Annotated in this window: 20 protein-coding genes; 8 read left to right on the forward strand and 12 right to left on the reverse strand. The window is 45.6% G+C overall.

The genetic code is table 11. From position 1 onward, the window contains the following. Window positions 1-635 precede the first annotated feature (635 nt). Window positions 636-833, forward strand: a complete 198-nt coding sequence (locus tag G8759_RS14355; protein WP_167209053.1) for a hypothetical protein — start codon at window positions 636-638, stop codon at window positions 831-833. A gap of 293 nt (window positions 834-1,126) precedes the next feature. Here G8759_RS14355 and G8759_RS14360 read toward each other — a convergent pair whose 3' ends face one another. Further along, window positions 1,127-2,443 carry a T9SS type A sorting domain-containing protein gene (locus G8759_RS14360; RefSeq protein ID WP_232074255.1) on the reverse strand — a complete coding sequence of 439 codons (1,317 nt, stop codon included), beginning with the start codon at window positions 2,441-2,443 and terminating at the stop codon, window positions 1,127-1,129. 47 nt (window positions 2,444-2,490) lie between these two features. Further along, window positions 2,491-4,887, reverse strand: a complete 2,397-nt coding sequence (locus G8759_RS35890; RefSeq protein ID WP_232074256.1) for a hypothetical protein — start codon at window positions 4,885-4,887, stop codon at window positions 2,491-2,493. 86 nt (window positions 4,888-4,973) lie between these two features. Here G8759_RS35890 and G8759_RS14370 point away from each other — a divergent pair, with 86 nt between their 5' ends. Continuing rightward, window positions 4,974-5,189, forward strand: coding sequence for a hypothetical protein (locus G8759_RS14370; protein WP_167209054.1), 216 nt, complete (start codon window positions 4,974-4,976; stop codon window positions 5,187-5,189). A 54-nt stretch (window positions 5,190-5,243) separates the two neighbouring features. Here the strand turns inward: G8759_RS14370 and G8759_RS14375 are convergent, their stop codons facing one another. From G8759_RS14375 to G8759_RS14395, 5 genes are all read right to left on the reverse strand, one after another. Beyond that, window positions 5,244-6,467: a hypothetical protein gene (locus G8759_RS14375; protein ID WP_167209055.1), complete on the reverse strand. Its 1,224-nt coding sequence runs from the start codon at window positions 6,465-6,467 to the stop codon at window positions 5,244-5,246. Beyond that, entirely contained in the window at window positions 6,467-7,033 is a 567-nt protein-coding gene (locus G8759_RS14380; protein ID WP_167209056.1) for a hypothetical protein, read from the reverse strand. The genes G8759_RS14375 and G8759_RS14380 overlap by 1 nt, the downstream gene beginning before the upstream one ends. A gap of 271 nt (window positions 7,034-7,304) precedes the next feature. Then, window positions 7,305-7,703: a hypothetical protein gene (locus G8759_RS14385; RefSeq protein WP_167209058.1), complete on the reverse strand. Its 399-nt coding sequence runs from the start codon at window positions 7,701-7,703 to the stop codon at window positions 7,305-7,307. A gap of 12 nt (window positions 7,704-7,715) precedes the next feature. Next, window positions 7,716-8,597, reverse strand: coding sequence for a universal stress protein (locus G8759_RS14390; protein WP_167209060.1), 882 nt, complete (start codon window positions 8,595-8,597; stop codon window positions 7,716-7,718). Window positions 8,598-8,638: 41 nt separating this feature from the next. After that, a complete protein-coding gene (locus G8759_RS14395; RefSeq protein ID WP_167209062.1) occupies window positions 8,639-9,157 on the reverse strand; it encodes a hypothetical protein in 519 nt (172 codons plus the stop codon). Between the two features lie 523 nt (window positions 9,158-9,680). On the opposite strand from G8759_RS14395, the gene G8759_RS14400 reads away from it, so the two are divergent. Together G8759_RS14400 and G8759_RS14405 are read left to right on the forward strand one after the other, a co-directional pair. Next, window positions 9,681-12,137: a T9SS type A sorting domain-containing protein gene (locus G8759_RS14400; protein WP_167209064.1), complete on the forward strand. Its 2,457-nt coding sequence runs from the start codon at window positions 9,681-9,683 to the stop codon at window positions 12,135-12,137. Window positions 12,138-12,240: 103 nt separating this feature from the next. Next, window positions 12,241-12,744 (forward strand): flavodoxin family protein, encoded by a 504-nt coding sequence (locus G8759_RS14405; protein ID WP_167209066.1) that lies wholly within the window; start codon window positions 12,241-12,243, stop codon window positions 12,742-12,744. Between the two features lie 108 nt (window positions 12,745-12,852). On the opposite strand, the gene G8759_RS14410 is transcribed toward G8759_RS14405, so the two are convergent. Then, on the reverse strand, window positions 12,853-13,182 hold the full coding sequence (locus G8759_RS14410) for a hypothetical protein (protein ID WP_167209068.1): 330 nt from the start codon (window positions 13,180-13,182) through the stop codon (window positions 12,853-12,855). Between the two features lie 566 nt (window positions 13,183-13,748). Here G8759_RS14410 and G8759_RS14415 point away from each other — a divergent pair. From G8759_RS14415 to G8759_RS36395, 3 genes are all read left to right on the forward strand, one after another. Next, complete coding sequence (locus G8759_RS14415) at window positions 13,749-15,155, forward strand: MBL fold metallo-hydrolase (RefSeq protein WP_167209070.1); 1,407 nt, start codon at window positions 13,749-13,751, stop codon at window positions 15,153-15,155. Window positions 15,156-15,317: 162 nt separating this feature from the next. After that, a complete protein-coding gene (locus G8759_RS14420) occupies window positions 15,318-16,550 on the forward strand; it encodes an OmpA family protein (RefSeq protein WP_167209072.1) in 1,233 nt (410 codons plus the stop codon). Between the two features lie 460 nt (window positions 16,551-17,010). Beyond that, window positions 17,011-17,109 (forward strand): class I fructose-bisphosphate aldolase, encoded by a 99-nt coding sequence (locus tag G8759_RS36395; protein WP_394353312.1) that lies wholly within the window; start codon window positions 17,011-17,013, stop codon window positions 17,107-17,109. A 580-nt stretch (window positions 17,110-17,689) separates the two neighbouring features. Here the strand turns inward: G8759_RS36395 and G8759_RS14435 are convergent. The 4 genes from G8759_RS14435 to G8759_RS14445 form a co-directional block, all read right to left on the reverse strand. Continuing rightward, window positions 17,690-18,196: a nicotinate-nucleotide adenylyltransferase gene (locus tag G8759_RS14435; protein WP_167209074.1), complete on the reverse strand. Its 507-nt coding sequence runs from the start codon at window positions 18,194-18,196 to the stop codon at window positions 17,690-17,692. A gap of 1,260 nt (window positions 18,197-19,456) precedes the next feature. Further along, window positions 19,457-19,645 carry a CDP-alcohol phosphatidyltransferase family protein gene (locus G8759_RS36400; protein ID WP_394353326.1) on the reverse strand — a complete coding sequence of 63 codons (189 nt, stop codon included), beginning with the start codon at window positions 19,643-19,645 and terminating at the stop codon, window positions 19,457-19,459. Window positions 19,646-19,651: 6 nt separating this feature from the next. Next, on the reverse strand, window positions 19,652-20,956 hold the full coding sequence (locus G8759_RS14440; RefSeq protein ID WP_167209076.1) for a phosphatidate cytidylyltransferase: 1,305 nt from the start codon (window positions 20,954-20,956) through the stop codon (window positions 19,652-19,654). A gap of 64 nt (window positions 20,957-21,020) precedes the next feature. Continuing rightward, a complete protein-coding gene (locus G8759_RS14445) occupies window positions 21,021-21,713 on the reverse strand; it encodes a universal stress protein (RefSeq protein WP_167209078.1) in 693 nt (230 codons plus the stop codon). Between the two features lie 167 nt (window positions 21,714-21,880). Between G8759_RS14445 and G8759_RS14450 the strand changes: the two genes are divergently transcribed. Then, on the forward strand, window positions 21,881-22,342 hold the full coding sequence (locus G8759_RS14450; protein ID WP_167209079.1) for a pyridoxamine 5'-phosphate oxidase family protein: 462 nt from the start codon (window positions 21,881-21,883) through the stop codon (window positions 22,340-22,342). Window positions 22,343-22,671 lie beyond the last annotated feature (329 nt).

The raw sequence follows: 22,671 nt of genomic DNA on the forward strand, positions 1-22,671 counted from the left end.
GATCATTGACAATCCAAACGAGGCTGCTAGTGGTAAGTATAATTATGGATCAATTTGTCACCATCAAATCACATCTATGTTTATGTTGGCCTCCATACCTGCAGATGTATTCAGGTCGAAATCACCAAGTGTCTGCCCGGCCAATGGTATTGTACAGTGGACACAACATCACGACGCCCTAAGCAAAATCGGACCGGGAAACTGCCATTACCAGCAAACCGTGTGGCCCATTTTATTCGTTGCTGGATCACAGCAATCGGGACTTTGTTGGTCACATTTATCACCAATTCCGCCCCAACTCTTTTCGCCAGTTCTAATTTGTCGTTTTGACGGCGGCAATCCGCTGACCCATAACTTTAACGTATTGAATGGTCATATTGCCCAGGCAGTCAAAGATGTCTGATATAACAACGCACTGGCCGGGCTTGACTTCGGTTTCATTCAAGCCTTTATAGACCGTAACGCCTGCGCACAAAATAGGTGAAGCTTCCTCGAACGACAGCGAATCGGGTAAGCGACCTACCTGCGTATTTAGGATCAGCCAGTACGTAGTCTGTATGACTTCCCTGAACTGAATTGCTTGTATTCTGCTGGTTTTCGCAGCGCGTTTTCCTGCCTCTTAAACAGTGTTCGCAATGAGCACAGGCAGTATAAGGCTATGGAACGCTTACCTGGTCACCCACTTAAACCTGGGTGACGCCATCGCCCATCGCTACAACAGTGCCCACGATCGCATGGCCCGGAAATACTGGCAAGGTGACCTAAATGGGCCAGTCGCCGTTGATTCCAGGCAAATCGGTATGACAAACGCCACAGGCTGCCACTTTCACTAAAATCCGACCCGGGCTGCGATGGAACAGATATGTCTTCCATCTGTAGTGGTTACCCGTAAGCCGGGTAACCACTACTTTCATCATCCTTGTTATCATGGTGTGGAAAAGCAGGACTAATAATGGTGTATCCGCTACATAAAAATTCCGTTGGGCAAAAGTAGGTGACTACATGTGGGGAGTACATGCTTAGAATCAGGAGCCTGCTTGATTAAGATCAAGCAGGCTCTTGCCCGACAACATAGTCTAAGCATCAAAGGTGTTTGAGTTTGAACTCTTTGGTGCTTATAGTGTAATTACTTTTGAATAATTTTAAGCGATTTACGCTGGGTAGGCGTTGTCACCTGTAATAGCAATATCCCCGATTGGCTCTGGTTCACCTGAAAGCGTTGTATCTCATCTTTTCCGGCCCGCTCAATACGTCGGTTTTCAATCAAGCGGCCCTGTAAATCGCTCAATCTGAGTTGCACAGTCTGATCATCTGCTCCTTGAATCAATACGTTTAGATGCTCCTGAACCGGATTGCCCAGCACGGTTAGTATTAACTCGGTCTTAGACTCCGGTACACCTAATCGTACCCGACCGCAGGCAGCTTTTAGATCCCAGTTATAAGTCACTGTGATGCCGTTTTGGCGGGCTTCCAGCGTAAAGGGTTTGACGTCGTTAGCCGTACGGCTCTCTTTATCGACGAACTGGTCGGGATTGGTCGTCCAGCCGGTGATGCCGGGTGCCGCCCGGAATTCAATGGGGGAGCCATCGCCACCACTGGTGTTGAAATGAAACGCTCCACTCTGACAGTTGTATGTCGGGGCCAGTAATTTTAAGGGCAGTTGCGTTAAACAATGCGCGCGCAGATCCCAGTTATAAGTCACTGTGATGCCGTTTTGGCGGGCTTCCAGCGTAAAGGGTTTGACGTCGTTAGCCGTACGGCTCTCTTTATCAACGAACTGGTCGGGATTGGTCGTCCAGCCGGTGATGCCGGGTGCCGCCCGGAATTCAATGGGGGAGCCATCGCCACCACTGGTGTTGAAATGAAACGCCCCCGTTTCACAGTTGTATGTCGGGGCCAGCAGCGAAATAGGTTGATTTGGCAGAGCGGCTCCCAAACGGGCTATCCACAGATCACCGTTACCGTGGTTGTTGCTTAGTTCACCAGCCATGGATTCTGTTGAGCCGGTAACCATAAAGCTTCCGTCATTGGTTTTTACAATCCCCCGAATTGTTCCAGCGCCTAGGTAGCCATATGGTTTCTGCCAGAGTAGATCACCCGTGCCACTCAGTTTGAATAACCAGCCACCACCTCCCGTTTTCCCGGCAATATCCCCATCCGTTGAGCCTGTTGAACCGGCAAACACATAACCGCCATCATCGGTCGTCGTTATAGCATACACATTGTCCTCTTCGCTGCCGCCCAGATTTTTTTGCCAAACCAAATCGCCCGTGCTGGTAAGTCTTATTACCCATGCATCTCCTTTTCTAAATGAGTTGCTGCTACCCGCAACAATGCAACCACCGTCAGGGGTAGCCGCTAAGGCATTGGCCTGTTCGAAGTATCCCGGCCCGCTTATTATTTTTTGCCAGAGTAAATCACCCCAACTCGTTAACTTAGCCACGAAGAAGTTTTCTTCCTCACCATCGTCGACAGCAGTTTTGCCGGCAACTACGTATCCCCCATCGGTTGTCTCGGTAATAGCGAAGGCATATTCCCAGCCGGCCCCCCGATGGTTCGCTGCCAGATCAAGTCACCGGAGCCACTTATCTTCACCGCCCAAAAATCCCGATAACCGTGATTATTTGTAACCTCTTCGTCGGAAGAGTTCGTAAATCCCGCAACAACAACGCCACCATCAGCGGTTGCCGCCATCGAGAAAGCCCGATCATTTCGGGTACCGCCAAATGATTTCTGCCACACAATAGCTCCAGCGCTATTTAATCGAACGACCCAGAAATCGCTGGCACCATGGTTGCCACTGGCATCCCCCTCATTACTATCTGTATAGCCGGCAACAATGCAACCACCATCGGACGTTGCCGTGATAGCATTGGCATAGTCATCGGAATTGCCACCCAAGGCTTTCCGCCAAAGCAGTTTTCCGGTAGGAGTGACTTTGACAACCCAGAAGTCACCAAAAAAAGGCCCTCCGTGATAGCCTGTTATATCTCCGTCATTGGACATCGTTCTACCAGCCGAAATAAAATTACCATCCGATGTGGCAGCTATAGCCAATCCTTCTTCCGAGTTTGTACCGCCATAAACCCGTTGCCAGACCATGTTTGGGGGTGTTCCGGAGCTGCAATGCGCCCGTAGATCCCAGTTATAAGTCACTGTGATGCCGTTTTGGCGGGCTTCCAGCGTAAAGGGTTTGACGTCGTTAGCCGTACGGCTCTCTTTATCGACGAACTGGTCGGGATTGGTCGTCCAGCCGGTGATGCCGGGTGCCGCCCGGAATTCAATGGGGGAGCCATCGCCACCACTGGTGTTGAAATGAAACGCTCCACTCTGACAGTTATACGTTGGAGCAAGTAAAGTGAGTGGCTGAGAAGGGGCCGGCAGTTCAAGTTTAGCTAGCCAAAAACCGGAGCTATGCGTTTGATTGATATCACCATCTGTTGAACCTGAACTTCCGGCAATTGCAAATGAGCTCGTGGAAAGACCAGCGATCGCCCAGGCGAAATCATAACCACTGCCACCTAAAGGTTTTTGCCAGTGTAGGTTACCGTTTGGATCGAGCTTAATTAGCCAGGCATCGCCATTGCCGTGATTGCCTGATACATCACCATCATTGGAGTTGCTTTGACCGGCCACGATAAAGCCTCCATCACTAACCGCCAAAATTCCTTCAGCACGGTCATCAGCGGAACCGCCCAACGCCCGTTGCCAAACTAAATTACCATCATTGTCCACTTTAACGACCCAGTAATCCATTGTCCCACCTAGATCAGTCGATGTTGGAGAATGACTACCGGATACATCACCATCGTTTGAATACGTCAGACCAGCCATCACCAGTTCATTGTCCGCTGATGCCGTTATACCCCCCCAGCCCCAATCGGTAGCACTTCCTCCGAGCGTTTTCTGCCAAATTAAATGACCATCAAAGTCTATTTTAATGACCCAGTAATCGGCTGATCCATGATTGCCCGACACGTCCCCATCATTCGAGTAGGTGTATCCAAATACGGCAAACTGACCGTATTTCAAAGAAGTGATGGCGTCGGCATGATCCTCGTCATACCCACCAAATGATTTGCTCCAGAGGACATTGCCATCTGCATCCATACGGAAGACCCAAAAATCACTGGACCCATGCCCTCCGGATCGATTTCCATCCGTTGAATACCCCCAACCAGCCCCCATCACACTCCCGTCGGAGAGGGGAGTGAGTCCCGTCACAAAATCGGCGCTCGAACCACCGATCGCTTTTGTCCATTGAACATTACCATTCTTGTCCAACTTCACCACCCATCCATCGGCTAAACCGTGATTACCAGAAACATCGCCATCATTCGAATCAGTGTGTCCAGCCACTACAAAGCCACCATCAGCCGACTGAACAACAGCACTTACGTATTCAGTAGAACTACCCCCGAGTGTCTTTTGCCAGAGCACGTTTCCATCCTCATCGACTCGGACGATGAGGAAGTTATAACTTTCCTTGTTGTATAACGTCGAGTACGTATAACCGACAGCAACATAGCCCCCGTCTACTACAGCCGTAATAGCCCGAGCTTCTGACCCCTGAAAAAACTTATTCCAGGCTACCGTTAGCGAAGTTACGGGTGAATTGGCTGATTGGATAAATGAACCAGCCTTTACGGGCAGCGTTGGCAAATTCGTGGCGGCTCCTACTGAATAGAGTCTAGTAGGTATCACCTCATGTTTATCGGTAAAAGGAGCTTTTGCTGGTTCCGTTTCAAGCACGTCTAGGGGATGAATGGAAGTCACAAACGAAGCTAATACAACTAAAAAACAAAGGAGTGCCATCGATAATCGTAGAACCTGGGGAAGAGACCTGCCCGAAATCAGGTTTTGTGAAGCGGTAAATGAATTTTTCATAGTGGTAAATTTTTAAGAAGAAAGAATCATTCAAACTCGTATGATTACTGATATAATCAGTACTTGATAATCTTCACAGACTGAGTTTGCGAACTGATTACAGCCTGGATTATGTAATTGCCCCCGCCGATTTATACCAGGTTGAACGCGTGCTGATCCTGTACCGATTCGATACGTCGTCTCTCCAGCAAGTTGCCCTGCATGGTCACCAGTCGCAGATTAGCGACCTGGCCACTTACTCCTTCAATAAGTACCCAAGGCTTCGTCTGGACTGGATTGCCTGGTACATTCAGGGTAAGTGAGTTTGGGTAGTTTGCTACGCCAACCCGCCCACAACCGAAGGCGGCTTTCAAGTCCTAGACCCAGTTGAGGGTTTCCCCGTTCTGGCGAGCCAGTAGCATAAAAGGCTGGACATCGCTCGCCATGGGACTTTCTTTGTAGACAAACCGATTCGGATTAGTTGTCCAGCCGGTTATGCCAGCCGCCATTAACTGAATAGGTGAATTATCGCCCCCGATGGTGTTGAAGCGGATGGTTCCTGTCGTGCAGTCATAGGCGGGGTTCAGCAAACTCAATGAGTTTGTTGGCTGGTTCGTGGTAGTACAAAACGCCGGCAAGTCGAAGAGATAGCTAGCAGTCTGGCCGTGCTGGATAGCCTGGATCAGAATAGGTTTAGATTCGGCTCTTAGCTCAGCCTCAACGATACCGACGATGCTGGTGGGAGCCGGAGAGGTGATTCCCGAAGCGGTGAAGGTGACGGGCGAACCGTCGCCCCCAGTAATGTTGAAGGTGATCGTTCCAGTCAGACAATTAAACGTTGGAACGTTAATCCCCAGCGGAGTAGGTCGAATAATGATACCATACTTGCTGCTTTGCGCCCTGGAAACACTGCTTACGATGTACGCTCTAGCCCGTTGGATAGTCAAGAACATGTGCATCAGCCCTGTCAACATTGCACCTTCTGTACGGGCGATGGTTTGTAATGTAAGGGTATTGTTTTGTTCGTCAATTAGCTGAAACGAAAAGGTATTGCCCTGTTTAAAGGTGCCCTCCACCATAAAGGAAACGGCAATCTGGTCATTCGCTTTAAAATCGCTGGTATTGAGCCTAGTGATTTGGATGACAGGTGTTTTTGCGGAAAATTGAACAACAGCGCTATAAACGAAATTGGCTCCATTGCGAAAATGCGCATGCTGTACCTCATACAAAAGGAGCCATATATAGGCCACTACTGAATTGTAATTAGCTTTTTCTAAAAAATTCGAATAGCCCATATTCCAGGGATAGCCGCTGGTTGAAGGCTGGAATGGATTTGTTCCAAAAACGTAGCCCCCAGACGGTGCGGTCGTATACCGTATAATAGGCGTAGGATTCACTGCGTACGAAAACCCGATTACTGGATGCACTTCAATCAAGTCTCCTTCCAACGGCTCACTCTGCAAATCAAGGGCCATGGGCACGATCGAATTCGGAAAAGGCCTGGTGATCGATTGCTCTCCAACGATTGAGCCGTCTGCCGTTGAATGCAATAGATTGGTTGTGTATCCGTCCCAAGCGATATTACCGTATGGGTAATTCATTATGCAATTGACAGGCTCAAATGTTTGTCCGTTGACTGGGTTATTTGCTCCTTCGATCCGCATTCCGTAGATGTCAACGCCCCCCGGGCATGACCAAACTCAAGGGTTAATCCATCCGTAGCTCCAGGTCCAAAAGGGCCACTTTCGAAAATTTTGCTCGCTAACCATTTATGGCAAATAACTTTGTAGCTAACCAACCAGCCGCCCCCCTGGGAGGTGGTCGAAAAGCCATCGTTGATAACATCGAAGGTGTAGTTTGGGGGATGTCTGAATAATTTAGTACTGGCCGGGCTTTCGAACTCGTAAATCGAGTCAATCCTGAACGTATAGATGCCATTGACGTTTGGCGAACTGTTGAAGTTCGCATTGACGGTCGTCATTTGCTCCTGGACAACCTGATCGATTGGCTTCGAAAGCGTTGCTTCATATAAATGGGCAGTTTGCTTCTCGACGGCGACCGCCACGCTTAATGTCCAGGTTGCTTTGGCGTATTGCACGAGGCTGAAATCCATCAATTGAAGTGTTAGCCAGCTTTTTTTTGAATAGTCCGTACAACTAGTTTTCATAGGAAGCCTGTTTGGATTAGATAGACAGTCGACAAAACAACGGAATGATAGGGCGGTAGCCCATGATGCCAACCGGGCGGAAGACTGATCCTTGCAAGCCACCTTTATGATGTTGATCAGTTGACTGACAGGTAATTGGAATAAACTGCGTACCGAATAATAGCCCATCAGAACGACGTTTCCGCCCAAGGCTTAGGCACCGAATCCTGACAACACAAAAACCTGGTAGTTTGCTAAAAAACCACTAGTTTTTTGTGTGTAAAAACGCAGATCAGAACGTCGGCTGAGCGGTTATGTACTGCCGAATTTCGGTTTTGAACGCCCGAAAATCAGCGTGGAAACTATCCAGTTCCAGCCGCAGATACTGATGATTCAACCGGGTATCGGCATCCAGTACATGATCGGTCTGTACACCAGTCGCAAGCTGTTTCTCAAGCTCCTGTATCTCGTCGAGCAACCGTTTGATTAATCGGCGAAAATGATGCAACTGGCTTATTTCTGTCTTCCATGTACTGTCATGGTTCGAGTGGGCAGGATCAAGGTCCGTATCCAAGGTATTAAGCAGATTTTCCCAAAAATTCACCTCGAGCAGAGCGATTTCCAGGTCACTGCGCCAGATCTGGTTCAGCAGATGCACGTAGCTAAGCTGACGGTATTTTTCGGCTTTCATAAACGGGTTACTTTATAGATAGGTATTAAAAGGAATCTCATCGATGTCTGGTTTATTCTCTGATGAAGCACCCTTGATCTTTTCATCATAGAGCGTCAGCAGTGGAACTTTGGGCTGAAAGGCGACGGAACGACTCACACTTTTTTGAGTCACCACATCCAGGAAACCCTTATGATGGGGCAGCATGACCAACAAGTCAACGGAATGCTCTTTCAGGTAATTTTTGATTCCGTACCGCACATCCTCTTCATGAACGCAATCGATTTCCGTTGACACGTTCGCCAGTGCACCAAGGACGTATTGACGGCTGGTTTCGGTGCCCTGCATTTTGCGTATGTTGGGATTTTCGATAGAAAGGAGCGTTACCAGAGCGGCTTTACGGTTAGCGATGTCGCTCAATAGATGCAGAGACTCCGCATCATTGATGGATGTGTAGTCGATTGCCAGTACAATTCGTTTAACAGGTTGGATTGGGGCGGAGACCGGCACTGTCAGTACGTTCGTTTTGGCTTGACGAATCATCCCCGTCGCTACACTACCGAACAGTTCATTTTTGCCCAAGCCAGTGGCTCCCAGAACAACCAGATCGAAGTATTGCTGGGTTAGAATTACCTCAACGGCATGGGCCGGTGTGCCCAGTGCCACCTGAGATCGATAGGTGTGATAGGTAGGCTCCTGCTGCTTGATGGCGTGTTTAAGGGACTTTATCGACTTCTCCGCAGACTCTATCTGTTCGCCTAGCAACAGGCTACCACTGTAACCCTCTACGGGAACAAGCGGAAACGTATGTAGCAGGCAGAAGTCTACGGATGTATCAGAAAAGAGAGCCTGGGCGTAAGCAATGGCATGGCGTGAAGCAAGCGAAAAATCAGTGAGTAACAGGATCTTGTACATGACAGCGATTCTTAGTTGATCATTGAAAATGATTTATACTCCTAACGTAATTCATGAGGTGCGTGCCCGTCAAACAACGGGTAATAGCGCTCATCCCGACTTGCGTATCTTCCGAATCGATTTCGAATTTTGGAGTCGATAAAAGCCAGTGCAACCATCAATAAGGAGGGGAGCACAGAGCCAAATCCAACGGGAAAGATGGCGATGCGGAAAACCATTCCACCCAGACGACCGATTCGAAACCAATCGCCTTTCAAAAACATGGATACCGCAATCAGTGCTTGGGCCAAGCCGATACTGAGCACAATCGGCATGGTAAACCGATCGAACAGACCGAGAATAAATCGATGGTAAAAGAGTAAGGCATAATTAGCGTAGCTCTGATAGGCGACAGGCGTTTCGAGTGCGTTCCGGGTGTTGACAAACGCGGCCATTCCGAAAAACAGAAAGAAAAGGACGCTCGTGATGACCGGCAATCGGTAGCTGTCAATCAATTGCGTGACCGAACATACGTTAACGATTTTGTCGTCGATGGTCAAAAGCAGGCCCAGTGTTTCCATGACTGATAGGGTGCTTAATTGTTTACTCAAAACTACAGGGGGGATGAACTATATACCCGGAGCTATGTCAGGGTAGAGTGTGACATAAATCAGGGAGATAAGTAGATATCGTCAGGGAGGGGAAGACGGATGATGGATTCCTTTGTCCCCGTCATATTATCCGACCTATGTATGAAATACGATTGTTGTCCCAACCGATCTGGGTTGTGAAACGGACATGGCGTTATTGGTGGCCGTTGAACTTGCCAGAACGTACCGATCGATCTACGATACGACTTCTGCATTCGGTGGTTTATCCCGTTTAAGTGCCTGTTTTAAATGAATCAACAGCAGTTCATCCAAAGGATAGAAGATTGACTTGGGTAAGCCCCTCCAGATGTCAGTTCCTAATGTTGGGAACACTACAGGCATTTAGGCAAGCTATAATATTTATGTCCATAAGCGTTTCAATATACTATGTACACCGATGAAAACTAATCTACTTGCGAAACTAGTATGTCCGTTTTGGATTTTACGGTTGACAATGATTGCACCGTGTGCTCTCGCGCAACCATCATCCCCACCCCCTATTTTCTGGGATCGGACGCTAAAAGCTAACATTGATTTTCCGTCCTACGATCAGCCAGCTAGCCTGGTTGGTACATTGCCAACGGCGGATGGTGGACTTCTGATGATGATACAGGCGGCTAAACCAATCCTGATCAAACTCGATTATGCGGGTAGAACAAGCTGGACCAAAGAGTTTCAACCAGGAACCAGAATTGGTGGTGTCGCCAAAGCACAGGATGATCTGTTGGTTACGTTACAGGCAGCCGGGCCGATCCTGATGAAACTAAACAATACAGGCGAAACGATATGGGCAAAGGAGTTCCCCACCCAAAACAACCTTATCCGGTTTCAACAATTGAATGATGGGGGAATTATTGCCATTCTGAAGGCTTCCTGGCCGATTCTCACCAAGTTAGAGCAGGGCGGCAAAACCGCCTGGACAAAGGAATTTACGGGTGAGAACGACATTTTTAGTGTATCAGAGACAAATGACGGTAATCTTTTAGTGCTTGGGAGCAAGCGAATCGATTCGGAAATAAGTACCTTATTCACCTCCCAGATAGGCAGGGATGGTATTACCAGATCGTATTTTGTGCTCTACGAAGCGGGAAAACAGTATAGCCTGCTAAGTCCGATGCTTACCCCCTCTGGTTTGATTACGACTTCCGATGGAGGGTTAATCGTAGCAGCCCGTTCGTTCCCAGCCGGGCAAACCAATCCCGTAACCGCAGAACTCATCAAGTTTAATCAGCAGGGCGAGATGAAGTGGAAATACGGTTACGGACTTAATTCACTGTCGATGCTGTTCAAAGCAAGTGATAATAAGTATTTGGTGGGTTACGGGGGAGCAATCAACTACATGGATAATGATGGGAACGTCTTGTTCAAGAAGGATAACGTTGTCATTCGTGGGACTAATTTAACGCCAACTACGGATGGAGGATTTGTGTCTATTTTCGAAACCCAGGCGATAAGGGCAAATCTTTACCTGTATAAATACGACGCTCAATTTAACGAAGTAGCAACAGACGTTCTAGTTAGAGCACCTTCGGCCGTCTATCAATCTTACTTTTTTGGACCAACCAAGGACGGTGGCACACTCTTATGTTTTTTGAATAGTTTCGGGGTTTACCAATCGTCAATCATTAAATACAATGCGTCTTTAGGTAGGGAGTGGCAACGAGACAAAATTGCTGGTTTCCCGCTACTTCTCCCTTACGGAACAGATGGAAGCTTTTTTATAATAAGCACACCACCTTTGTTGGACGAGGGGCTCATTGGCGAAGCAGGCCTACAGGTTACCAAACAGTCACTGGGACGACTGGTGATAGGTCGACCGAGTTATGACTGCCCGACAGGATCAATTACGTTGAATGTGAGCGGAGGAGATGGTTCTCCCGTTGTCTATACGGCACCCGGCATTACCCGATCCTCCCTTAGCTCAAATTCAGGCATTGTAGAAGCAGAGCTACGCCGGGATCCGAAGCCTATTTTAATTCAGGCCACTCAGAGTGCCTATACGATAAGTTATGAGTTTGACCTCAAAGAGGCCTGTACCAACGCACTGACCCCACTGCCGCCAGTTCTGGTGCAACCCATTCCTGACCAGTTCCTGACAGTGGGGCAACCCATTCCTGGTAGTGGCTTTCCCGTGGGATTGTATTTTGTCGACCCTACGCCTTATTCGCCCAACTACAGATATGACTGGTCTTTTAAGGTTACGGGGTTGCCCGACGGTTTATATGTCTTCACCAAAAGTATGCTGTCCGGGCCTAATCCTGTCAGCGTTGTTCTGGGTACGCCTTCTCAAATTGGTGTGTATACAGTACAGGTACAGGCCAACACCGCATCTTTCCCGGATAAGCCTGTCATCACTACCTATAAGTTAACGGTATCGGCCGGTGGGTTCGTCCTGGTCCAGCCTACCTACGATTGTCAGAATGGCGCTATTCATTTTAATACGCAGGGTGGAGACGGATCGCCCATTGAGTATATGTCGGCTGGCATTACTGACTGGACGTCCAATCCCGACCGCTTTGTTGATAAAGAGAGCCGTACAGCCAGCGATGTGCAGCCTTTTATGTTGTATGCACGCCAGAACGGGCAAACCGTCAGCTACGTCTGGAATTTGAAAGCAGCCTGTGGGCGGTCGCGACTGGGGGTGGCCGAAACCTCCAGCCCTTTAACCTTGACGCTTTTGAGCAATCCGGTTCCGGATCAAGTTAGGGTACTTATCCAGGGCGTTGAGGGTCAATCGGTACAGCTTCGGCTAACCAACCAACAAGGGAAAGTATTGGAAAGTCGGCACATCAATCAGGTAAGTGAAGATGAACTGCAACAATTTCAGATCAATCAGTCAGAACCGGGTGTATTGTTTTTGCAGGCCTATACCAACACGCAGACGCAGACTGTTAAAATTATAAAACAATAAACGGTTGCCCCTGCTCTGCAAATGCTTCGAAAAAGTAGGAATTGCGTACGGCTGCGCCAACAGCAGCCGTACGGAGGCAAATGACCTGTAAACAAGTTTTAACATGAAAGGAAAGGATGTATTACTGATCTGTAAATCGGTCCATCACGGCAATACACTGAAAGTTGCCCAGAGAATGGCCGAGGTTTTGGATGCCGTGATTGAAGATCCTCTACAGGTGACTCCGGAAGAAATCAACGCTTATTCACTTATTGGATTTGGCTCTGGGATTTACAATCGAAAGCCCCATTCGGTTTTACTCCATTTGGTCGATACGATTGAGGTGCAGAAGCAGAAAAAGGCGTTTATATTCTCAACGGCAACGTTCCCCTGGGCACCGGCTCTCCAGCCTTTGCGGGATAAGCTAACGCATAAAGGCTTCATACTTCTGGGAGAATTCAGTTGTAAAGGCTTTATCGACGAAGGTATTATTAAGTATTTTTTTGGAGGACTAAACAAAGGAAGGCCCAATGAAAAGGATCTGCACGAGGCTTCTGTTTTTGCTAAAAATATACGAGATAACTACCTAACTACAAGAGTTGTAAAAAGCGGATCGTCTATTATTTGATAGAAAAAAAACATTAAAAAGGAGTTTGTTAAACTCATTTGGGCGCTATGATCATCAATTCGTTGATGATCATAGCGCCTTTTATAGTCCCTAATCGAAGCTCATTCATTATGCATCAGTGCCTTTCTGATTTTGCTGGTCCAGCGTCCATTGGCTGGTGTCGTCGGTATCATGCCAGGCATAACCCATCCAGCGAAGTATGCGAACCGGTAAGCCATAGCATTCCCGAAATAGAGCGTCCAGTTCATTTATCGTCATACTCCCATTAAGTACAAAGCAGTTCGTCACTGAGTGACCAGCCAGATCACTCAACGTTTGTAGTTCGTTGGGTACTTCGTGCTCGATCAGTGGCTCGATTCGCAGTGATGGGAATAATTTGCTGAACTGTTGCTGGAGATGCACCAGCGTCATCGCTGGGTAGATCTCAAGGGTTTTCATAGTCATCTGATCAGGATTCGCTTGGATCAAAACTAGTGATCTGCCGACCTGTAGACAATGATTTTCTTCAGATAAAGAGCTGATGTAAAGACCATTAACGGCCTAATTGGTTCGCGAACGAGCGATTTGAAGCCCCAACAAGTGGGTTGAGTCGTAACTGCCGTGTATAAAAAAGACCGGTGGAGCGGGCTACACCGTCTGGCGAGTTGTCTATTACGAAATGGATAAAATTCAGGCCCGACATTGGCTACAGGTTTTTGCAAATTCGATGAGCAGCCGCTGGTAGAATAAGTTGATTTGCAAAATATAGCAATTACGTTAGGCTTTATTTTTGGCAAATTCCATTGGCCTATCCAATTGAAAAATTAATCTATAAGCCTGATTGTAATCTATCAGATTAGGGATTTGCTTTCGTCCTGTCGGCTCTATCGATTTACTGCAAGCGCCGTTCTCCACTTTTGCCAGAGAAAACCTGATAAAAATCATAATGCCTGGTTAATGGAAATCACAATAAATCGTCCGGCTATACGACAATTTTGAGCTAGTACCTCAAGTACGAAAAAGTCATGAAAGTAGAACAAATCTATACAAATTGCTTGGCCGAAGCCGCCTATTACATTGAATCGGAAGGAGAAGTCGCGATTATCGATCCACTCCGTGAAACGAAGCCCTATATGGATCGGGCCAGCGTGAACGGGGCCACCATCAAATATGTGTTTGAGACGCATTTTCACGCCGATTTTGTATCGGGTCATGTCGATCTGGCGGCTAAAACCGGAGCAACTATTGTCTATGGGCCCACGGCACAACCCAATTATAATGCGTATATCGCTACCGACGGCGAAGCGTTTCCACTTGGACAGGTTACGATACGCGTGTTGCATACGCCCGGCCACACGATGGAATCGACTTCGTTTTTATTACTGGACGAAATGGGCAAAGAAACTGCCCTGTTCACCGGTGATACGTTATTAATTGGCGATGTTGGTCGCCCTGATTTGGCCGTTAAGACAGACCTTACGCAGGAGGATTTGGCCGGTTATCTGTACGACAGTCTGCATATGAAAATAATGCCACTGCCTGATAACATATTAATTTATCCGGGTCATGGTGCCGGCTCGGCGTGTGGCAAGCATATGAGTCAGGAAACAACTGATACGCTTGGTCATCAGAAGCAGGTTAATTATGCCCTACGGGTGCAAACCAAACAGGAATTTATCAACGAAGTGACCAGCGGGTTAACACCTCCACCCCCGTATTTTCCGAAAGACGCTGTTCTCAACAAAATGGGCTGTAAATCCGTCGATGAAGTAATCTGTAAGGGGCTGCAGCCGCTCTCTGCCCGGGCTTTTGATGTAGATGCTACCGAAGAAAAAGCAGTAATTATTGATGTGCGATCAGCACAGGAATTTGGCAGGGGCTTTATCCCCAACTCGATAAACATTGGCTTGGAAGGACAGTTTGCCGGTTGGGCAGGAACCCTCATTTCAGAACTACGGCAACCCATTCTGCTCGTTGCGCCGGAGGAGCAGACAGAAGAAGCGGTGCTGCGGCTGGCTCGTGTGGGGTATGACAACTGTATTGGTTATTTAAAAGGTGGATTTGCTACGTGGCAGGCCACGCATCGTGACATCGATACGATTGCTTCGATCTCTGCCGACGCATTCGCTGACTTGTTTCAGAAAACCCCTTCACTGTCAATGCTAGATGTCCGTCGAAAAAATGAATATGACATTGAACACGTAGTGGGTGCTGAAAATTTGCCATTAGAGTCTATCCTCGACAACTTGGAGAGGATAGATAAAAACACTACGTATTATGTGTATTGTGCAGGTGGCTACCGGTCCATGATTGCCATGTCATTGTTAAAGGCACATGGATTTACCAATCTAATGAATGTAACTGGCGGCTTTACGGCGCTTAAGCAAACAGGCAGACTCCCCCTGATGGATTGCCTGGTCACGACACTATAGTCATTACGTTTAGGCTTTTTATCAGCCGGTGGCGAACTGATTGCACAGGCTGTTGATCAACGTTGGTTAATGTCAGGAGAATTCGTCTTTAAAGGCGGGAAAGTAGACTGCTATTCAACCTATCATGTCGCCATAAATTAACTTACGCTAAATCAATAGCTTATGAAAACGATATTTATATGCCTGATCACATTTTCTCTTTCTGCAACTGTCAACGCGCAGATTATTAACCCCAAACGGTTATTTGAAAAAAAAGCAAACCAGGCCATCGAAAAAAAGGTCGATGAAACCCTTAATAATAAGAGCAAAAAAGAGGAGACCAGCAAAGATAAAGAGCTTCCTAAAGAAGCTGAAAAAGTGAATCCGTCGCAAGCTGCATTACCCTCACTACAAACCTATTCTAGGTTCGACTTTATTCCGGGCGAGAAAGTAATTTTCTTTGATGATTTTACTCAGGACAATATCGGGGACTTCCCCGCCTTATGGAATACAAATGGTTCGGCTGAAATTGTAACGACTAACCTGTTCCCCGGCCGGTGGATGAAGTTCGCTTCCCGTAATGCAATCTGGACAGATGGTTTATTAAAATTGCCTGATAACTACACCCTTGAATTCGATGTAATTCCTATCAAAAGTGAAGAAGGCCGAATGGCTGGCTATAATTTTCGGCTCCTACAAAGTATCAATGCCAAATCGTATGACCATGGATCGGTACCTGGAAAGGCTGGCTTCCTGTTCAGTTGCGAGTACTATGGACGTACGGGATACAGGACGTACATTAATGATGCAGAAGGAGCGGATTTAGGCTTGAGTGGCTACAAAGACGGACAGCAATTTTATCAAGTAGAAAATTATAAATACCACATTTCCATATGGGTGCAAAAAGCCAGGCTCAGGCTTTACCAGGATGCAAATAAACTGTTTGATCTGCCTAAAGCGTTCCCGCTGACTGACGTTCGATTTGATAGGATTCGGTTTGAAAACGGAGCCGCTATGGTTAGTAATATCCGTATCGCCGTAGGCACTCCAGATATGCGAAACAAATTGATAACGGAAGGTAAATTGGTGAGCTATGGCATCTATTTCGATGTGAATAAAGACGTAGTAAAACCGGAGTCATATGGTACGTTAAAGGAGATTGCATCCGTGCTAAACGAAAATCCAACCTTTAAAATCAAGATCGTGGGGCATACGGATGGCGATGGAGCCGACGCAGCCAATCTTGATCTTTCCAAACGTAGGGCGGCTGCCGTTAAGACCGAAATAGTCAGGATATTTAGTATCGATTCAGTCAGGATTGAAACGGACGGCCAGGGAGAATCACAACCTGTGGCACCGAATGATTCTCCTTCTAACAAAGCGTTGAACAGGCGAGTGGAATTTGTAAAACTGTAAGGCAAATCGGTACGCTATTTATTCGGAGAATGTTACTAGGTACAATTTAGAAACCCGAGCATTATGATTCTTACCCTCACCCTTAATCCGACTGTGCATGATAGTATGACACTTGATCGGCTGATACCAGAATAGAAACTACGCTGTTTGCAATCAGAGTATGATACCGGGGGATCAATGTTGCCCACGCCATTCACCGCTTAGGGGCAGTCGACAGCAAACGCTAACGTGAATTTCATTTGTTGATTACCTCAGTCAGGTAATCATTATTCCTGAGACTAAAGACTATATGTGTATTCAGAATCTGGCAGGCATTCCGGCTGAAAAAATAACAGAAGCTTCAGATGGACTTCGCTTGTGTTTGGCCGAATACAAACAGTTGGGCATTCGCTTCGCCAAGTAGCGGGCAGCGGTAAGCATTGGTAAAGGCCTTCCAACCCGCGCCTGCATCGAAGCAACCATGCATGCACTGGCTCGCTATGTAACCATAGACCAGAAGGACAGACTGGTACCCATTGTCAAACCTGAAGTCCTGATGGAAGACGCTTATATACAGTAAGAATTCTACATCATAACTGTAACGACAGTAAACGTTCTATTCTCACAGTTATACAGGTATCGGATTAAGTTGGAAGGAATTTTATTGAAATAAATATGGGGCTGGACGGAAAGCATTGACGGAAACAAACTAGCATAGAACAGTGGATGATGCGCCAGTATCATGTTTACTTAGAACAGTTCCAGCTACCATACCAGGAATTGCGTTTTTGTCGAATAGGTAACTCCCAAGAAGGCCTCAAACCATTTTCAGTTATTTAGTAGGTCTATTCAGCAGCCTGTAATTTCTATCTGGAATGGCCAGGATAGCAATATAGAGAGGCCCAGCAGGATTTGTATTACAGGGCAAGTTGTAATTGGGCTGCATTTTGATAGTCGCCTGAAAGTAGAGCGAAAAACTTTTGCTTATACTACAGAATTTAGTCAAAGCTTAATGATGAAGTACTATTTATCGGATTTTTAATGGGGTATAGAAAAATATCTAAAAAAGTAAGCAATTAGCTGAAGCAATAAAATTCTAATGACAAAAAATAATCGGGAAGAAAATTGCATATTTATTCCCGATTATTTTTTGTCACATTTTAGATAAACTCACCTTTTTCATTCGTTTTAATACGCATACGCTTTGTGCCGTTTTCCAATAAAATCTTATACTTTTTAGTTACTCCATTCGACTCATGGTAGTTAACTAAATACACATCTTTGGCAATATGCCAGTTCGGGTATTTTTTGGCTACGGACTGACTTACGAGAAGTGGTAATGCTATGTTCTTGAATTTCTCTGCAGTATGTAACAGTTTTCCATTTTTATCGTAAGCTGCAAGTATTTTTCCTTCGGGAATAAAAAAAGTAACAAAATAATTATCATACTCATCCTCATAAAAATCAGTATCTTTTAGATCGAATACTGCCGCTTTCCGTTCAAGTTGTTTAACGGGTACCGCCACTGCTTTGTTATTGACTGCGCCAAGGTATTTATAATTGACGGCAAGTACCTTGATTTCGGGTAATAACACTTGGGCGAACGATTGAATGGATAGCCCAAGAATAAGTACACAAAAGCTTACAAAAAAATTTTGTCGATTCATGGCATTTTGTATTTAATTGTTTATTGTCTGTTTTATTCTAGCGAAGTTCTGCTAGATTTTCAAATAAAATTCACCATTTGCCAATACACATTAACTGACAACGATCAATCAAAGAGATAATGTTGATCAATAGCAGCTAGATGCAATTGTCAGCTGATAAACTAAAAATATCAGGATTTTAGCTGTTTTTTTAATCCTTAATAATTATGTATATAAACAATTGATATGCAGCGATATAAGTATTTAGGCTATAGTGTGAACCGGCAAAACAATGTGATTGATTCTATTATGTTCGTTAAGTATTTTATGGAAAATTATATAAATCATAAAGGCCTAATAATTATTTAACCAGTTCGTTAAAAGGAAAATAATAAAAAAAGTATGAGCTAGAAGTTTAGGCATATTACCAATAAAATAACTCACAACTATTAGATGAATTCATTTTAACAAAATCTTCGCTTAAAGAATTTTTATCATTATCTTACCATACTCATAACATCCTTAAATTTTGTTCAAGGATTGGATGTGTAATTACTTTAACTTTAGATTTTTATTGTATTTACTAACCCGGTCCTGAATTAGCAGCGTATGGACACCAATTTTCTGAAATATAGGGTATACAGCAATTAAGTATAAGTATGCACTACTGTTTTTGTATATGGTATTTTTCAAAAAAAATCCCAAAGGAAATAGGCTACTCCTGGCTTTTTGCAAGGCTCATGACAACGAGGGCATGGTAATCGTAAAAGCTATTACGGGCTTTTTATAAAGTTCTAAGGAAATGGAATCTGGAATTATAAACAAAAAAACTGATGGACATGGGCTTTTATTTGATGCTGAGATAACGTAACAACATCCTACAAAAAGGCGTAGGCTTTATTATTCAACGCAGATATATCATTTACATAAGGCAGAAAATCACTTGGTGCTTTCGACTGAAATAGTTGCAGGTTGAATTTGGATATGATCTCCCTGTCAATCCTGTTATTCCGTTCTGGCGTTTTGGTAGGTACAACAATTTTATATTACAGCCAATCCACATCCTTTTGGTAGTGAAGCTTTTCCAGATGCTCATACGCAGGCTGCGTCATAAAAAACGGTAATACAAAAAAAGCGCCTGTAAAACCGCATCAGCCTTTGCGAGATAGGTGATTACGTTCTGTAACTGGTAAAGCTCAAATACTAATAAAAGTGTAATTGCTTCTTGCCGAACGAATTCGCGCTTAAACTTAAAAAGGCCCGTGATAGCGGCTAAAATTGTCAACTGATCGGCAAGGGAGTCCAGCCGTTCCCCCAATATCTGATCACTTTGTATTTTCGGGCAAAGTAACCATCCAGGGCATCAGATAGAAAGCTGCTAGGAAACACCCATTTAAACCCGTCTAGGTTCTCCGTTAGGTCTAATAAGAATAGAAACGGAGAAGCAACCAGCCGATAGGCGAGATAAATATATTATTAAAGGGAATGAATGAGCTGTAAATACGTATAGACAAAAGGAGTTGAACCTAGCAGTGAGTCAAATCGGTCGAGGATACCGCCGTGACCGGGTAGAAGAGTGCCAGCATCTTTCACGCTAAGGCTTCGTTTCATCATGGATTTGACCAAATCGCCATACGTACCACTCACGACAATGATTAGCGCAATGAAAAGCCAGTAATTTGCATCCATCTTAGGCACAAGAGGTAAGGTCAGATATGCAGCCGCTAAAGTGCAAACTATACCACCGAGACTACCTTCCCATGTTTTTTTGGGAGATATACGTTTGAATAGTGGATACTTTCCTAGTAGTTTTCCAGTGATAAAAGCACCAGTATCATTAGCCCATAATAAGCAGAAATAAGCGAACACTAAAGTTGGATCGTATAGGCCCTGATTTGTTGAAAAAAACGCAACTCCGTTAAATAAGGCAAGGGGGAACGTAATACAAAGAATAGCAAGTAGTGTGAAGGCAATATTCTGGAACGGATGGGAGGATGGCTTATATAACTGGATAAGAAATACACCGAAAGTCAGGGGAATTGTAATCAGTGGCAATAGTCCGAACGAGTGATTTTTCAGGGCCAGAAAAACACTGATTAGTAGCACCGTTGATGATACGAAGCCCGGAAGCTTCAGAGGAGAAATGGACGGTGTCGTAAATAATCGATAAAACTCCCATAAGCCTAGTCCGTTGATCAACATTAAGAGGACTAGAAAGCCATAATCGCCCACGAATACTAGACTGGTGATGGTAATGACTAGTCCGATTCCTGTTAGTAGGCGCACCGTAAATACATGCCGATCTTTGGGCAACACAGACCAATTACCAGCCTGTATATTATCAGTTTCATACAGACCAAACTTTTCCTGTATACGTATACGGAAGGTGACTAAGCTGGCTGGGTAGCTAATTTGATGCATGTCCAAACCAGGAGAAGGAACAACCGTTTCGCTAACCAGAGGGGGCGTTATTCGGTCAACGATTAAGTGTTGTGCATGTTGGCTTTCTTCTCCTATCAGTTCTTCATAAACGCCCTGGATAATAACCGATTGCCAGTTATCCATATTCAGAATGGTATCCACTTCGAAGCAAACGGAAGGATTTTGCCTGAGTGTCTGAACCTTTAGACCATCTTTTGTTTGGCCATAGATGTATTGTCCATCATAGACATACGTAATGGGTACTGCGTAACCTTTTGCAGCCGCATGGCACACAAGTCGGCCAATTGCCTGACTCTGAAGTAGGTAATTGATTTGCTCATCATTCAAAGTTCCCTGCATACTAGTAAGCAGTTTAAGGGCAAGTAATAAGGCATATATAGCCGTTTTTCAGTACGATGCAGGTCTACCCCTGCATAATCAATACGGGGATCTGCGCCTGTGCCAACACATCTTTAATCACGCTACCCCACCGCCGATGGGCTATCTGCCCCGAACCATAGTCAAACAGCACGATCAGATCTGCCTGTAGTGCTTCAGCACGGAGAAGGATGTTTTTTGCCACATATTGAGCTGGATGGATCGCAAACGAAAAGTCGCTGATCCCTTTCGCACAGGCGAAGTCGTTTACCCAGCTACAAACCTCAACAACTTCTTCGGCGTCACGGTAATCGGTAGGGGGCATAACGTACAGGAACTGCCTGACACCCTGTTTGTTAAGGGTAAATGGGAAAGCCTGGTTAGACTTCCGTCGATCATCCACATCCACCGCCAAAAGCACGTTTTTGGGTGGAGAATAAATGGGAAGGGTTTTAGTGAACAATACCGAGCAGTGCGCATAGGGAACAAAAACGTCCACAGATATATTGGTTAAAAATATATCTAATAAGGTAACTGCTGGAGAGACGATCACCAGTAACTCTACAGCCTGACCGCTAATGGCACAGAGCTGTCCGCTACTGTCATTACGAATCGTTGGTGAATTCAATAGATGTAACAAAATGACTTCCGTTTGGTAGCTATGCGCCAGGCTGACGGCTACGTACATAGGAAGGTCGGTTTCGAGACTCAAATATGTAGGGGACAGAATAGTTTTCATAAAGCAGGAGTTCAGGTGGATCGTAAAGATTAGTATTTAACATCTCCAACAATATGAGGCCAATACCCAAACAGGCTGATTTCAATCAGCCTGTTATCTGTCGTCAATTCTAGGGAGCCGAAGAGGGTAGCATTACCTTGAGCCCGATTCTAAACTTGATATTGGCTATGCGCTTTACGTTATCCCCCCGCGTAACGGACCATGTCCTGAGTTCCCAGCTGTTTGGTCATCTTGGCACCAATGCCAATGGGCAACTAATGATCTGGCCTGTTACCTACCTCTTCGATGGACAAGCGATTTATGGTCAAATTCAGGAAGATGAACTGACTTCGCTTTTACAAACAAATCCAAACGTTTGTTTTGAGGTGTCCGAGTTAACCAATCCCTTCGACTGGCGTAGTGTGGTGATCCAGGGTATTTATGAAGAACTACAGGGCGAGGAGCGACGTTATGTCGAGCAGCTATTAGGACCGGCGCGAATAAGCCCTATGCTTTTTCAACCTACACTCGATTTGGCTCATTTTGAGTTACCAGCAACCATCGTGTACAGGATTCGAATACGCAACAAAACGGGATATCACCAGGTAAGTCAAGTTCAGCCAGTCAATTCAAATTGTGTCCCTGCCTAGGGAATTTCCTGTAACGGCAATAAACCGTATGCTCTTTTTCGATAGCACTAAATAAGATAGTCAGCCCAGGAATGCTTTTCATTTGACCGACCAGCAAAAATCCCTTGGTCTATGAGATTGATGAAATTGAACGAAGCTAAGCTGATAATCTTCAGTTACCTCCTTCAGCAAATGGCAACAGCTAAACCATGTTCAGATACGAAAAGGGAGCGTTCAGAAAGAAATTGGGCAGAGAAAACTGAAAGTATCGACGTACCGGTTCACTGATGCGATAGTGCCCATTCTCCTGAAAAAGGATTGGTTCAGCCGCCGGGACGAAACTCCTTCCA

This window comes from Spirosoma aureum, from assembly GCF_011604685.1.
In the GTDB taxonomy this organism is placed as follows: Bacteria; Bacteroidota; Bacteroidia; order Cytophagales; family Spirosomataceae; genus Spirosoma; species Spirosoma aureum.

What these genes read in the sequence shown, in the direction of transcription:
- G8759_RS14410 (WP_167209068.1), bottom strand. Translation starts at nt 13,182, where the DNA reads ATGAAAACCCTTGAGATCTACCCAGCGATGACGCTGGTGCATCTCCAG.
- G8759_RS14375 (WP_167209055.1), bottom strand. Translation starts at nt 6,467, where the DNA reads ATGAATTACCCATACGGTAATATCGCTTGGGACGGATACACAACCAAT.
- G8759_RS14390 (WP_167209060.1), bottom strand. Translation starts at nt 8,597, where the DNA reads ATGTACAAGATCCTGTTACTCACTGATTTTTCGCTTGCTTCACGCCAT.
- G8759_RS14355 (WP_167209053.1), top strand. Translation starts at nt 636, where the DNA reads ATGAGCACAGGCAGTATAAGGCTATGGAACGCTTACCTGGTCACCCAC.
- G8759_RS14400 (WP_167209064.1), top strand. Translation starts at nt 9,681, where the DNA reads ATGATTGCACCGTGTGCTCTCGCGCAACCATCATCCCCACCCCCTATT.
- G8759_RS14435 (WP_167209074.1), bottom strand. Translation starts at nt 18,196, where the DNA reads ATGAATCGACAAAATTTTTTTGTAAGCTTTTGTGTACTTATTCTTGGG.
- G8759_RS14380 (WP_167209056.1), bottom strand. Translation starts at nt 7,033, where the DNA reads ATGAAAACTAGTTGTACGGACTATTCAAAAAAAAGCTGGCTAACACTT.
- G8759_RS14445 (WP_167209078.1), bottom strand. Translation starts at nt 21,713, where the DNA reads ATGAAAACTATTCTGTCCCCTACATATTTGAGTCTCGAAACCGACCTT.
- G8759_RS14385 (WP_167209058.1), bottom strand. Translation starts at nt 7,703, where the DNA reads ATGAAAGCCGAAAAATACCGTCAGCTTAGCTACGTGCATCTGCTGAAC.
- G8759_RS35890 (WP_232074256.1), bottom strand. Translation starts at nt 4,887, where the DNA reads ATGAAAAATTCATTTACCGCTTCACAAAACCTGATTTCGGGCAGGTCT.
- G8759_RS14415 (WP_167209070.1), top strand. Translation starts at nt 13,749, where the DNA reads ATGAAAGTAGAACAAATCTATACAAATTGCTTGGCCGAAGCCGCCTAT.
- G8759_RS14395 (WP_167209062.1), bottom strand. Translation starts at nt 9,157, where the DNA reads ATGGAAACACTGGGCCTGCTTTTGACCATCGACGACAAAATCGTTAAC.
- G8759_RS14405 (WP_167209066.1), top strand. Translation starts at nt 12,241, where the DNA reads ATGAAAGGAAAGGATGTATTACTGATCTGTAAATCGGTCCATCACGGC.
- G8759_RS36395 (WP_394353312.1), top strand. Translation starts at nt 17,011, where the DNA reads ATGCATGCACTGGCTCGCTATGTAACCATAGACCAGAAGGACAGACTG.
- G8759_RS14420 (WP_167209072.1), top strand. Translation starts at nt 15,318, where the DNA reads ATGAAAACGATATTTATATGCCTGATCACATTTTCTCTTTCTGCAACT.
- G8759_RS14450 (WP_167209079.1), top strand. Translation starts at nt 21,881, where the DNA reads ATGCGCTTTACGTTATCCCCCCGCGTAACGGACCATGTCCTGAGTTCC.
- G8759_RS14440 (WP_167209076.1), bottom strand. Translation starts at nt 20,956, where the DNA reads ATGCAGGGAACTTTGAATGATGAGCAAATCAATTACCTACTTCAGAGT.